This window comes from Rhodococcus sp. 2H158, assembly GCF_053764755.1.
The window spans coordinates 42,161-54,669 of the sequence record NZ_JBSNCE010000021.1; the positions used below are offsets into that span (position 1 = coordinate 42,161).

At 71.1% G+C, this 12,509-nt stretch carries 14 protein-coding genes; 11 read left to right on the top strand and 3 right to left on the bottom strand.

All coding sequences use genetic code 11. The annotated features are described in order from the left end of the window. Window position 1 precedes the first annotated feature (1 nt). The 7 genes from ACWPOB_RS20125 (at window position 2) to ACWPOB_RS20155 (ending at window position 6,603) form a co-directional block, all read left to right on the top strand. Window positions 2–694 (top strand): nucleoside/nucleotide kinase family protein, encoded by a 693-nt coding sequence (locus ACWPOB_RS20125; RefSeq protein WP_455401880.1) that lies wholly within the window; start codon window positions 2–4, stop codon window positions 692–694. A 55-nt stretch (window positions 695–749) separates the two neighbouring features. Beyond that, window positions 750–2,006: a phosphoribosylamine--glycine ligase gene (purD, locus tag ACWPOB_RS20130; protein WP_455401881.1), complete on the top strand. Its 1,257-nt coding sequence runs from the start codon at window positions 750–752 to the stop codon at window positions 2,004–2,006. Window positions 2,007–2,152: 146 nt separating this feature from the next. After that, a complete protein-coding gene (locus ACWPOB_RS20135) occupies window positions 2,153–3,331 on the top strand; it encodes a pyridoxal phosphate-dependent aminotransferase (RefSeq protein WP_100056198.1) in 1,179 nt (392 codons plus the stop codon). Between the two features lie 84 nt (window positions 3,332–3,415). Further along, a complete protein-coding gene (locus ACWPOB_RS20140) occupies window positions 3,416–4,033 on the top strand; it encodes a TetR/AcrR family transcriptional regulator (protein WP_100056208.1) in 618 nt (205 codons plus the stop codon). A 24-nt stretch (window positions 4,034–4,057) separates the two neighbouring features. Next, window positions 4,058–5,479, top strand: a complete 1,422-nt coding sequence (gene purB, locus ACWPOB_RS20145; protein WP_029541240.1) for an adenylosuccinate lyase — start codon at window positions 4,058–4,060, stop codon at window positions 5,477–5,479. 111 nt (window positions 5,480–5,590) lie between these two features. Beyond that, window positions 5,591–6,169: a TetR/AcrR family transcriptional regulator gene (locus tag ACWPOB_RS20150; protein ID WP_100056200.1), complete on the top strand. Its 579-nt coding sequence runs from the start codon at window positions 5,591–5,593 to the stop codon at window positions 6,167–6,169. Further along, window positions 6,166–6,603: an HIT family protein gene (locus ACWPOB_RS20155; protein ID WP_455401882.1), complete on the top strand. Its 438-nt coding sequence runs from the start codon at window positions 6,166–6,168 to the stop codon at window positions 6,601–6,603. The genes ACWPOB_RS20150 and ACWPOB_RS20155 overlap by 4 nt, the downstream gene beginning before the upstream one ends. Before the next feature lie 21 nt (window positions 6,604–6,624). Here the strand turns inward: ACWPOB_RS20155 and ACWPOB_RS20160 are convergent, their stop codons facing one another. After that, complete coding sequence (locus ACWPOB_RS20160; RefSeq protein ID WP_100056202.1) at window positions 6,625–6,816, bottom strand: hypothetical protein; 192 nt, start codon at window positions 6,814–6,816, stop codon at window positions 6,625–6,627. A 149-nt stretch (window positions 6,817–6,965) separates the two neighbouring features. Between ACWPOB_RS20160 and ACWPOB_RS20165 the strand changes: the two genes are divergently transcribed. Both ACWPOB_RS20165 and ACWPOB_RS20170 read left to right on the top strand, forming a co-directional pair. Continuing rightward, window positions 6,966–7,295 carry an adenosine-specific kinase gene (locus ACWPOB_RS20165; protein WP_455401883.1) on the top strand — a complete coding sequence of 110 codons (330 nt, stop codon included), beginning with the start codon at window positions 6,966–6,968 and terminating at the stop codon, window positions 7,293–7,295. Window positions 7,296–7,354: 59 nt separating this feature from the next. Then, window positions 7,355–8,554: a serine hydrolase domain-containing protein gene (locus ACWPOB_RS20170; RefSeq protein WP_455401884.1), complete on the top strand. Its 1,200-nt coding sequence runs from the start codon at window positions 7,355–7,357 to the stop codon at window positions 8,552–8,554. Window positions 8,555–8,622: 68 nt separating this feature from the next. On the opposite strand, the gene ACWPOB_RS20175 is transcribed toward ACWPOB_RS20170, so the two are convergent. After that, window positions 8,623–9,909 carry an MFS transporter gene (locus ACWPOB_RS20175; protein WP_455401916.1) on the bottom strand — a complete coding sequence of 429 codons (1,287 nt, stop codon included), beginning with the start codon at window positions 9,907–9,909 and terminating at the stop codon, window positions 8,623–8,625. 249 nt (window positions 9,910–10,158) lie between these two features. Beyond that, the gene (locus ACWPOB_RS20180; RefSeq protein ID WP_100056205.1) at window positions 10,159–10,665 is read right to left on the bottom strand and encodes a MarR family winged helix-turn-helix transcriptional regulator; all 507 of its coding nucleotides are present in this window, start codon (window positions 10,663–10,665) and stop codon (window positions 10,159–10,161) included. A gap of 245 nt (window positions 10,666–10,910) precedes the next feature. Between ACWPOB_RS20180 and ACWPOB_RS20185 the strand changes: the two genes are divergently transcribed. Together ACWPOB_RS20185 and ACWPOB_RS20190 are read left to right on the top strand one after the other, a co-directional pair. After that, window positions 10,911–11,435, top strand: a complete 525-nt coding sequence (locus tag ACWPOB_RS20185) for an MSMEG_0572/Sll0783 family nitrogen starvation response protein (RefSeq protein WP_006931869.1) — start codon at window positions 10,911–10,913, stop codon at window positions 11,433–11,435. An 11-nt stretch (window positions 11,436–11,446) separates the two neighbouring features. Continuing rightward, window positions 11,447–12,508, top strand: a complete 1,062-nt coding sequence (locus ACWPOB_RS20190) for an MSMEG_0568 family radical SAM protein (RefSeq protein ID WP_455401885.1) — start codon at window positions 11,447–11,449, stop codon at window positions 12,506–12,508. The last annotated feature ends 1 nt before the right edge of the window (window position 12,509 follow it).

A 12,509-nucleotide genomic window follows, 5' to 3' on the forward strand; every position in this document is an offset into this window, starting at 1 on the left:
CATGTCGTCGCCGCAGCCGCCCCGGACGGGCCCGCTGCGCGCGCTCGTCGCCGACCTGATCGACCGGCACCTGCGCATCGTCGCGGGGGAGCGGCGCGTGGTCGGGCTCTGCGGCCCGCCCGGCGCCGGCAAGAGCACCGCCGCCGACCTCCTCGTCGACCTCCTCCGCGAGGCCGGCGTACCCGCCGCGGCCGCGCCGATGGACGGCTTCCACCTGTCGAACCACCGGCTCGACGCCCACGGCACCCGATCCCGTAAGGGTGCGCCGGAGACGTTCGACGTCGCCGGGTTCGCGGCGCTGCTGCGCCGCATCCGCGACGACCGCACGGAGACCGTCCACGCACCCGAGTACTCGCGCCGCCTCCACGAACCGATCGCCGCGTTCCACGAGATCACCCCCGAGACCCGCGTCGTCGTCACCGAGGGCAACTACCTGCTCCTCGGCGACGGCGGGTGGGAGCGGATCCGCCCGCTGCTCGATCTCGTCGTCTACCTCGACGCACCGGGCGACGAGCTCGCCGCCCGGCTCATCCGGCGCCATCGGGCCACCGGATCCACCGCCGAGCAGGCTGCCGAGTGGGTCCGCACGGTGGATCTGCCCAACGCGCGCACCGTCGCCCGGACCCGTGACCGCGCCGACCTCGTGTGGTGCCCGGTCGAGGGGAACGACCGAGGCGCGGGAGCGGCCCGCTAGAGCCGCGCGGATACGTCGGTCCGCGGCCCCGGACCGGTCCCGTAACCTGTGCTGCGTGCGCGTACTCGTTATCGGCTCCGGTGCCCGTGAACATGCCCTCGTCCTGGCCCTGACCCGCGATCCCGGCGTGACGGCCGTGCTGGCAGCCCCCGGCAACGTCGGCATCGGCCGGATCGCCGAGCAGTTCCCGGTCGACGCCGCCTCCGCCGAGGAGGTCGTCGCGCTCGCGAAGGAACAGAACGTCGACCTCGTGGTCATCGGCCCGGAGGTTCCGCTCGTCCTCGGTGTCGCCGACGCCGTCCGCGCCGCGGGCATCGCCTGCTTCGGCCCGTCCGCCGCGGCCGCCCGCATCGAGGGCTCGAAGGCCTTCGCCAAGGACGTCATGAAGACCGCCGGGGTCCGCACCGCGAACAGCGAGGTCGTCGACACTCCGGCCGAGCTCGACGAGAAGCTCGACCGCTTCGGACCCACCTGGGTGGTCAAGGACGACGGGCTCGCCGCCGGCAAGGGCGTCGTCGTCACCGCCGACCGGGCCGCCGCCCGCGACCACGCCGCGGAGATCCTCGAGAACGGGCACCCGGTGCTGCTCGAATCGTTCCTCGACGGTCCCGAGGTCTCGCTGTTCTGCCTCGTCGACGGCGAGGCCGTGGTGCCGCTGCTGCCCGCGCAGGACCACAAGCGCGTCGGCGACGGCGACACCGGCCCCAACACCGGCGGCATGGGCGCCTACACGCCGCTGCCGTGGCTGCCCGAAGGCATGGTCGACACGATCGTCGAGGACGTCGTCCGGCCCGTCGCCGCCGAGATGGTCCGCCGCGGATGCGGCTTCTCGGGCCTGCTCTACGCGGGCCTCGCGATCGGCAAGGATGGCCCGGCCGTCGTCGAATTCAACTGCCGCTTCGGCGATCCCGAAACCCAGGCCGTGCTCGCCCTGCTCGAGTCGCCGCTCGGGGAGGCGCTGAACGCGGTCGCGACCGGCACTCTGGCCGAGCTGCCGCCGCTGCGCTGGCGCGACGGCGCCGCCGTCACCGTGGTGCTGGCCGCCGAGTACTACCCGGCCAGTCCGCGCACGGGCGACGTCATCACCGGGGCCGACGCCGACGGGGTCCTCCACGCCGGCACCAGGCTCGCCGACGGATCGCTGGTCTCCGCCGGCGGCCGCGTGCTCAGCATCGTCGGCACCGGCGCCGACCTGACCGCCGCCCGCGACGAGGCCTACGCCACGCTCGCCGGCATCAAGCTGCCGGGCGGGCACTTCCGCAAGGACATCGGCCTCGCCGCCGTCGAGGGGCGCATCGCGATCCCGTCCTAGGGGGCACGCACCCGCGCGGTGCCCGGACACGGGCGCGCTCCGGTCAGCGCGCGGGTGTCCGTCGAACGAGCTGACGTCGCGACGGTCCGTCGGTGCACGCCCACCGGGGGACATCCGGCAGATCGCGAGCGGCTAACGTCGAGGTCGTGCGCTTCGAATCCCGACGATCCCGGATCCAGACCTTCCACGTCATGGACGTGTGGAAGGCCGCCACCGAGCGGCAGCGCACCCACGGCGACGTGCTGAGCCTGGCGGCAGGTCAGCCGTCCACGCCGGCACCCGCCCCGGTGCTGCGCGCCACCCACCGCGCGCTCGACGACGAGCTGCTCGGCTACACCGAGACGTTCGGGATCCTGCCGCTGCGCGCGGCGATCGCGGGCTACCACCGCGACCGCTACGGCATCGACGTCGACGCCGACGACGTGGTCGTCACCACCGGATCCTCCGGGGCGTTCACCCTGCTGTTCCTGGCCGCCTTCGACGTCGGCGACACGGTCGTCGTCGCCCGGCCCGGCTACCCCGCCTACCGCAACACCCTCGCCGCGCTCGGCTGCACGGTCGTCGAGCTGGACTGCGGGCCGCACACCCGCTACCAGCCGACCGTCGAGATGCTCGAGGCCCTCGACGGTCCGATCGCCGGACTCGTCGTCGCCAGCCCCGCCAACCCGACCGGCACGATGATCGAACCGGCCGAGCTGGCCGCGCTGGCCCGCTGGTGCGACGACCACGGCGCGCTGCTCATCTCCGACGAGATCTACCACGGCATCGAGTTCGGAACGCACGGTGCGCCCGCGACGAGCTGCGCGTGGGAGACCTCCCGCGACGCCGTGGTGATCGGCTCCGTGTCCAAGTACTTCTCGATGACGGGATGGCGGCTCGGCTGGATGCTCGTGCCGGAGGGACTGCGCCCGCCGTTGCAGCGGCTGGCCTCCAACATGACGGTGTGCCCGCCGACGATCTCCCAGTACGCGGCTGTCGACGCGTTCGGCGCGGAGGCCCGGGCCGAACTCGACGGCCACGTCGCGCGGTACGCGGCCAACCGCGAGCTGCTGCTCCGGGGCCTGCCGGAGCTGGGGATCACCGAGCTCGCGCCCGCCGACGGCGCCTTCTACGTCTACGCCGACATCGGCCACCTGCTCCCGGCCGGCGAGAACTCCACCCGCTGGTGTGCCCGGCTGCTGCAGGAGACCGGAGTGGCGCTCGCGCCCGGCGTCGACTTCGACACCGTGCACGGCGACCGGACCGTCCGGCTGTCCTTCGCCGGTGCCACCGCGGACGTGCGGGCGGCGCTGGAACGGCTGCGCGCCTGGTTGCCCACACCGTGACGAAACCCGACAGATAGGTCCTACCTGCGAGTATTCGGGCCGTTTCCCTCAGGCGTGACCACCGGGACTGGCACCATGACAAAGGTGTCGATCGCAGCCACCCCCAAGGGCGAACGGCGCCGCCAGGCGCTCGTCGAGGCGGCGGCCGACCTGATCCTCGAGGGCGGGATCGATGCCGTCGCGCACCGCGCCGTCGCGCACCGCGCCGGACTTCCGCTCGCCTCCACCACCTACTACTTCCATTCCCTCGACGACCTCGTCGCGAGCGCGGTGCAGCACAACGGGCGGCGCGAGCTCGACGCGATGCGCTCGCGGGTGCAGTGCGTCCCACCGAGTGACCGCAGCCCCGAGTCCACCGCGGACCTGATCGTCGACCTGCTCGTCGGCCCCGGCGGGGTCGGCGAGATCGAACGCGAGCGCCTCATCGCCCGCTACGAACGGTGCGTCGCCACCGCCCGGCACCCCGAACTGCGCGACGTCCAGCACGAGTTGCGCGTGCAGATCGATCAGCTGCTCACGGACCTGCTGCAGCGGTGCGGGCGGTCGGTGCACGAGCCGCAGCTGCGGCGGCTCGTCGCGGTCGTCGACGGGGCCGTGCTCGGCGCGCTCGGCGATCTCGAGCCCGATCCGCGGGCCCTCGCGCGGGGCATCCTGCCCGACGTCGTGGAGCGGGTGGCACCGCCTGCCGAACAGGAGGCGTGACGGGGCGCCGTAAACTGATGTCCTGTGAGTCGCATCCCGAACGTTCTTGCTACCCGTTATGCCAGCCCGGACCTGACAGCGCTGTGGTCGCCGGAGCACAAGATCGTGCTCGAGCGCCAGCTGTGGCTGGCGGTCCTCCGGGCGCAGGCGGAACTCGGGATCGACGTCCCGCAGGAGGCCCTCGCCGACTACGAGCGGGTGCTTGAGCAGGTCGACCTCGAGTCGATCGCGGCCCGCGAGCGCGTCACCCGCCACGACGTGAAGGCCCGCATCGAGGAGTTCAACGCCCTCGCCGGCCACGAGCACGTGCACAAGGGCATGACCAGCCGCGACCTCACCGAGAACGTCGAACAGCTGCAGATCCTGCGCTCGCTCGAGCACGTGCACGCCCACGGCGTCGCGATCGCCGCGCGGCTGGCCGACCGCGCCGCCGAGTACTCGGCGCTGGTGATGGCGGGCCGGTCGCACAACGTCGCCGCGCAGGCCACCACCCTCGGCAAGCGGTTCGCGTCCGCCGCCGACGAGCTGCTCATCGCGCTCACCCGGTTGCGCGAGCTGATCGCCCGGTACCCGCTGCGCGGCATCAAGGGCCCCATGGGCACCGCGCAGGACATGCTCGACCTGCTCGGCGGCGACGCCGACAAGCTCGCGCGTCTCGAGGCGACGGTCGCCGAGCACCTCGGGTTCGCGAACGTGCTCACCAGCGTCGGTCAGGTCTATCCGCGCTCGCTGGACCACGACGTGCTCTCCGCGCTCGTGCAGGTCGCGGCCGGGCCGTCGTCGTTCGCGCACACCGTCCGCCTGATGGCCGGGCACGAGCTCGTCACCGAGGGCTTCCAGCCGGGCCAGGTCGGCTCGTCCGCGATGCCGCACAAGATGAACACCCGTTCCTGCGAGCGTGTCAACGGCCTGCAGGTGGTGCTGCGCGGGTATGCGTCGATGGCCGCCGAGCTCGCCGGTGCGCAGTGGAACGAGGGCGACGTGTTCTGCTCGGTCGTGCGGCGCGTCGCACTGCCCGACGCCTTCTTCGCCCTCGACGGCCTGATGGAGACGTTCCTGACGGTCCTCGCCGAGTTCGGCGCCTACCCGGCGGTGATCGAGAAGGAGCTCAACCGCTACCTGCCGTTCCTGGCCACCACCAAGGTGCTCATGGCGGCGGTGCGCGCGGGCGTGGGCCGCGAGACGGCCCACGAGGTCATCAAGGAGCATGCGGTCGCCGTGGCGCTGGCGATGCGCGAGCAGGGCCGCGAGCCGGACCTGCTGGACCGGCTGGCCGCCGACGAGCGGCTGCCATTGGATCGAGCGGCCCTCGACGCCGCGCTGGCCGACCGGTCGGCGTTCGTCGGGGCCGCGGAGGCGCAGGTCGCCACCGTCGTTGCGGCGGTGCAGGACCTCGTCGAGCAGTACCCGGACGCCGCGAAGTACACGCCGGCGCCGATCCTGTAGGGATCGTCCGGAACGGGCTGCCGGGGGGATTTGTCAGATGGGGGTAGCCGAAGTGCAGGGGAGAAGATGTTGGCTGGGAAGCCGGGTAATGCCGTACGAATTCGGGATGCGGTGCGGACACGAGCCGCGCTGCTCGACGCCGCGACGGAGGTCTTCCTCCGCGACGGATACGCCGCGGCGGCGACCGAGGAGATCGTCGCCGTCGCGGGCGTGACCCGCGGGGCGCTCTACCACCACTTCGCGAACAAGCGGGACCTGTTCCGCGGCGTCGTGGAACGGATGCAGGTGGAGACCGAGGAGACGCTCGCGGCGATCGAGGGGAACGATCCGTGGGACTCGTTCACTGCGGCAGTGCTCGCCTCGCTCGACGTCGTGTACGACCCGGCGATCCGCCGATTGCTGCTCATCGAGGCTCCCGCCGTGCTGGGCTGGGCGGAGGTGCGGGAGGGGCACCGGAAGAACACCATCATGATCACCGAGCGCGCGCTGCGGGCCATCGCGCGGCGCAGCGGCGAGCCGGCCCCGCAGTCGTCGGCGCTGGCGCACATGATCGTCGCGGCCGTCGAGGAGGCCATGCTTTACCTCGCCCACAGCGACGACCCGGTCCGCGAACGGTCGGAGGTGCAGGCGCAGCTGCTGCAGCTCCTCGAGGGCGTCCGGCGGCCGACACCCGTCCAGGAGAGTGCGTGAGCGACTGCGTGTTCTGCGCGATCGTCGCCGGCACCGCGCCGGCGAGCGTCGTGCTGGACGAACCGGACGTGTTGGCGTTCATGGACATTCGTCCGTTCACGCCGGGACACCTGCTGGTGATCCCGAAGCGCCACGCGTCCGGTCTCGCGCACCTCGATCCGCAGGACGGCGCGCGGGTGTTCGACGCGGGCCGGCGCATCGCCACCGCACTGCGCGCGAGTTCCCTGCCGATCGACGGGGTCAACCTGTTCCTGGCCGACGGGGTCGCCGCCGGCCAGGAGGTGTTCCACGTGCACCTGCACGTCGTTCCGCGTCGTCCCGGCGACGGGTTCGGGCTGCGGGCCGTGCCGCGCACCCCGAACCGCACCGTGCTCGACGGCACCGCCGAGACCCTGCGGGCCGCGCTGGCCGAGGCCGGTGGCAGCTCCGGCTGAGGCCGGGTGAATCCTCCGGTCTCACCCGGCCAGATCGTCCGGGCCCACTTCGTCGTCACGCCACGCCGACGCGCTGACGCCCTGGCTCGACCGTAGCCACAGGATGCCGACGGCCAGGGCCAGGACGAGCGAGCCCACGAGGACGACAGCGCGGCCGGACGAACGTCCGCGCGTGCGGAGCCGGCTTTCCGGAGAACGGGAGGAATCGGTCACCGCACCATCCTCCCTCATCCCTGATGCGGCGGACATGTGCCCGATGGGCGCCTGCCGTGGCCGGCGACTGCATTGCCCTCGTCTCCCGGGCGCGGGAGACTTTCTGTGGACGGTGACCCGGCGAGTCGCAGGCGTTCGAGGAGGCGGTCGTGGAGTTGCAGATCGTGGCGGTCGACAAGCCGGACGACATGAACGTCGTCGTCGGACCGGCCGTCAAGACCGTCGAGGATCTGCACGAAGCGCTCGTTGGGGTGAGTCCCACCTCCGGTTCGGGGTGGCATTTTGTGAAGCCTCGGGGCCTCGCCTCGTGCGCAGTTCGGGCAACGACGGCCAACCCGGTCGAGATCATCGTCGCCGATAAGGAACTCGGCCGGGGTATCGCCGGGGTGATCGACGGGCGGGCACCTGCCGGCGTGGAGTCGAGTTCCGACGTCGCCGACCGTAAAGCCATGCTACGCACGATCGGCTGCAAGCTGTGAGCGGTCCTGTGCCGGACCGCCGGTAGCCGGGTGCCGCGCCCGCGCGAGAGGAGACGGCCGTGTCCGCTCGAAAGTCCGTTCATCCGGGGATTCACGGATACGCGCGCAGCGACTTCGCGGCCGTACGGCAGGCGTTCGCCGAGAACTTCGCCCACCGTAGGGAGTTGGGCGCCGCCTGCTGCGTCTACTACCGCGGCGAGAAGGTGGTCGATCTGTGGGGCGGGGTACGGGACAAGACGACCGGCGAACCCTGGGAACGGGACACCATGGCGCTGGTGTTCTCCGCCACGAAGGGGATGGCCGCCATGACCGTCGCGCTGGCCCATTCCCGTGGATGGCTCGATTTCGACGAGCGCGTCTGCACCTACTGGCCCGAGTTCGCGCAGAACGGCAAGGAACGGATCACCGTCCGCCAACTGCTGGCGCACCAGGCGGGGCTGTTCGGTTTCGACGAGCCGGTGGATGTCGGGGTCATCGCCGACCCGGACCGGCTGGCCGCGATCATGGCCCGTCAGCGACCGGAGTGGGAGCCGGGGACGCGGCAGGCCTACCACGGGATCAGCCTCGGCTTCTATCAGGGGGAACTCGTGCGCCGGATCGACCCGCAGCACCGCACGCTGGGGCAGGTCTTCCAGGACGAGATCGCGACCCCGCTGGGGCTGGAGTTCTACATCCGTCTCCCGGCCTCCGTTCCCGACGCCCGGCTTGCCCCGCTGGTGCTGCGGAACCCCTTCCTGAACCTCGCCGAGCTGTCGCCGCGGCTGTTTCCGGCGTTCCTGAACAAGCGGTCGGTATTCTACCGCTCGCTGGTCGCCAACCCGGGAACGCTCGTGGCAATGGACGCGGACACGATCTACGCGCGCGATCTGGAGGCACCGTCCGGCGGAGGCGTGGGCACGGCACGCGCCCTGGCGCACGCCTACGGTGTCCTGGCCACCGGCGGTGCGGAACTCGGTATGCGCCCGGACACGCTGCACGAACTGACGGCCCCGCCGGTGCCGCCCCGCGACGGATTCCACGACGCGTGCATGCTCGGGGACATCCGGTTCTCCCTCGGTTTCATGCGCCCGAGTCCTGACTGGTCTTTCGGCGGGCCCCGGTCGTTCGGCGCGCCCGGTGCCGGTGGCTCCTTCGGCTACGCCGATCCGGATGCCGGGATCGGCTACGGCTACGTCTGCAACCGCATGGGCAAGTCTCGAAACGATCCGCGCGACGTCGCTTTACGTGCCGCGATGACCGGCGCCGTCACGTCGACCTGATCCGGGCGGTCGGGTACCGGACGGCGGGCGCATCGATCGAAAGGCCCCTCCGGAGAAGGGGTTCGGAGTCAGGCCTTCGACAGCGCCGTCGGCCGGGGTTCGGTGTCGACGCCGGGGATGCCGCGCCCGCGCAGGGAGGCTCCGGCCGTCTCGGCCACGAAGTACAGTGCGACGAGGCCGACGACGCACGCCCCCATCATGTAGAAGGCGGGCACCAGATCGTTGCCGGTCCGTTCCACCAGCCACTCGTTGACCGCCGGTGCGGTCCCACCGAACAGCGACGTCGACACGTTGTAGGCGATCGCGAAGCCGGCGAAGCGCACGTGGGTGGGGAACATGGCCGGGAATGTCGCCGAGATGGTCGACAGCTGCAGGACGTACAGCAGGCCGAGGACGGTGAACGCGACGATCGCCCACCCGAAGCTGATGCTCATGAGCTTGTACATGGGAACCGCGAAGAGCAGCAGGCCGACCATCGAGATCGTCCACATCGGCTTGCGGCCGATCCGGTCGGACAGTGCGCCCGCGAACGGGATGACGGCCATCATCGCGAGCTGACCGATCACGACGAGGAACAGCGACGCGGTGCTCGACAGGCCGATGCGGTTCTCGAGGTAGGTCGGCATGTAGCTCAGCAGGGTGTAGTTGCAGACGTTGAGCGCGACGACCAGGCCCATCAGGGTCAGGATCGGCCGCCGGTACTGCACCACCAGGTCCTTGAACTCGGTTCGGGTGTCGCGCTCGACGGCACCCTCGGCCTCGAGCTCGCGGAACACCGGAGTGTCGTCGAGCTTGGACCGCAGGTACAGACCCACCAGGGCGAGCGGTCCGGCGACGAAGAACGGCAGGCGCCAGCCCCACGTGCTCATGAACGCGTCGGTGGAGACCAGGTCGACGAACAACACGATGAGCGCACCGAACGAGAAGCCGCCGAGGGTGCCGAACTCCAGGAAGCTGCCGAAGAACCCGCGCCTGCGGTCGGGGGAGTACTCGGCCATGAACGTCGCGGCGCCGCCGTACTCGCCGCCGGTCGAGAAGCCCTGGATCATGCGCAGCAGAACCAGCAGCAGCGGCGCCCAGAACCCGATGGACGCGTACGACGGGACGGCGCCCAACAGGACGGTCGCGGTGCCCATCAGGATGATCGTGAGCGCGAGCACCTGTCGCCGGCCGAGGCGGTCGCCGAGGGGTCCCCACACCAGCCCGCCGAGGGGGCGGACGAGGAAGGACACGGCGAAGACACCGAGGGTCAGCAGGGTTGCCGACTCGAGATCGTCGGGGAAGAACGCGTCGGCGATGTAGGTGGCGGTGTAGGCGTACACGCCGTAGTCGAACCACTCGGTGAAGTTCCCCATGGCAGAGGCGCTGATGGCGCGCCGTAGATGCCCCGGTGGGACCTCCTGGGGCTCATTCTTCCGGCCGGCGTTGGTGGTGCTCACGACACTTCCCTTCGTTCGGACAACCGTTCCTGCGTACCCACAGACCGCGCGCGGGATCCGATCGATGCGACGATGGAGAGAGTTCGTTACTGTTCCGTAATTGTTTTTCTGGGGTTTCCCGCATAGTGGACGCCGCTGCGCGCACGCGGTGGGGGTGCGGACGGTTCAGTCGTGGTCCAGCGCGCCGGCCTTCAGCGCCGCGGCGTTGATGCGGGTGAGCACGTCGTGCAGTTCCTCCAGCTCGGCCAGGCTCACGCCGAGCTTGCGGACGACCGTCTCCGGGACCGTCGCGGCCCGCGCGCGCAGGGCCCGGCCTTCGTCGGTCAGGTCGACGACGAGTTGCCGTTCGTCCTGCGGGCTGCGGGTGCGGGTGACCAACCCGGTCGACTCGAGCCGCTTGAGCAACGGCGACAGCGTGGGGGAGTCCAGCTGCAGGGCCCGGCCGATCTCCTTCACCGACAGCGGGGCGTCGCCCCACAGGGCCAGCATCACCAGGTACTGCGGGTGGGTCAGGCCGAGCGGCTCGAGCACCGGCCGGTACACCGAGAGCACCGCCCGGTTGGCGACGGCGAGCGCGAAGCAGACCTGACGGTCCAGGGCGAGCGGGTCGTCCGTCGCCCTCGCCGACCCGGCTTCGACCCCGGCCGACTGCGGGCGGGCCTCCGTGCTCATGGTCTCGATGCTACCCAACCGGTGACCTGCCCACTGCCGTCGCCTGGCACCCGCTGCCGCGCCCCCTCCCGGCGGGGGTGTTACGCGCCGATGACGGGATTCCGGCTGATGTGAGCTCCACGAAATGCGGCGTTGTTCCAGGGGTGACCAACGCGAAATCGATTGCACGTCTACTGATTGCAGGCAGCGGCCGGGCGAGATCCCCGGCGCGCCTGCCGAATCGACCCATTTCCGAGGAGAACTCAGTGACCGACATCGAGCAGACCATCGCCGACAACATCGCCAGGTCCCTGGCCGAGATCCCCCATCCGGCACTGCCCAAGGGCACCAACCTCTACGGCTCGACCAAGATCTTCCCCGACTATCGGGCCGAGGACGGCGAGTGCTACTTCACCCTCGTGCACGGCATCGCCCACGAGTCGTCGGTGAGCTTCGTCGCGGTCCTGCAGGCCACGCGCGCGCTGCGCAAGGGCTTCGAGTCGGCCATCTACTTCTACGGCACCGGAGCGATGAATGCCGTTGCCACACGCGGGTTCCCGACGACAGGTGACAACGGTTTCCCGGGTGAGCAGAACATCAACGACGCGCTGACCACCTTCATCACGGAGGGCGGCAAGGTCTTCGTGTGCCGGTTCGGGCTCGCGCTGCACGGGCACCGTGAGGAGGACCTGATCGAGGGCGCAATTCCCGCCCACCCCCTGGACGTGCAGGACGCGATCATCCACTACGCCCGCAAGGGCGCCATCATCAACTCCACCTACATGGTCTGAAGGGTGACACCATGAGCGGTCTCTCGACCCGGGTCGACCTGGCCGTCCGCGGCATCCGGTCCCTCCACGCGCCGGTGCACAGGCGTTCCGGCGCCGGCCCGAGCGACGACGGGCACGTCCTGATCGGTGGGGTGGGCGGCGCGATCCCGATCCGGTCCGACAGCCCGTACACGGTGGACGGCACCCGGCTGCTGCTGGACGGAACGGACATGGGCATCGACGTCGAGGCGGTGCGCCGACCCAGGTTCTACGACCTGCAGACCGCGGACGGCGTCTCCTACGAGAAGATCGCCCGCCTGCACGGTGCCGACGTCCTGGCCACCACCGTGGTGCAGACCTGTATCCGGTACGACCCCGACCAGCGCTGCCGCTTCTGCTCGATCGAGGCGTCGCTGGCGGCGGGTTCGACGGTCGCGGTCAAACGTCCCGGGCAGCTCGCCGAGGTCGCCGCGGCCGCGGTCCGCCTCGACGGGGTCACCCAGATGATCATGACCACGGGCACGTCCGCCGGGACGGACCGGGGCGCCCGCCACCTGGCCCGCTGCGTGCGCGCGGTCAAGGCGGCCGTGCCGCACCTCGCCGTCCAGGTGCAGTGCGAACCGCCCGGCGATCTCGCCACCCTCACCGACCTGCGCCGGGCGGGCGCCGACTCGATCGGCATCCACGTCGAATCCCTCGACGACGGCGTGCGCCGGCGCTGGATGCCGGGCAAGGCGACCGTTCCGCTCGCCGAGTACCGGGCGGCGTGGGCCGAGGCCGTGCGCGTCTTCGGGCGCAACCAGGTCTCCACCTACCTGCTCGTCGGACTCGGCGAGGACGCCGACGAACTCGTCTCCGGCGCAGCCGAACTCATCACGATGGGGGTCTACCCGTTCGTGGTGCCGTTCCGGCCCCTCGCCGGAACTCTCGCCGTCGACGTCGACGGGGCGGCGGCCCCCGACGCGACGCTGCTCGAGGACGTCACCCGGCGCGTCGCCGAGGAGCTGCGGGCGGCGGGCATGGCCGGCTCCGACCAGAAGGCCGGATGCGCCGCGTGCGGCGCGTGCAGCGTGCTGCAGAACGCGGGAGGCTGAC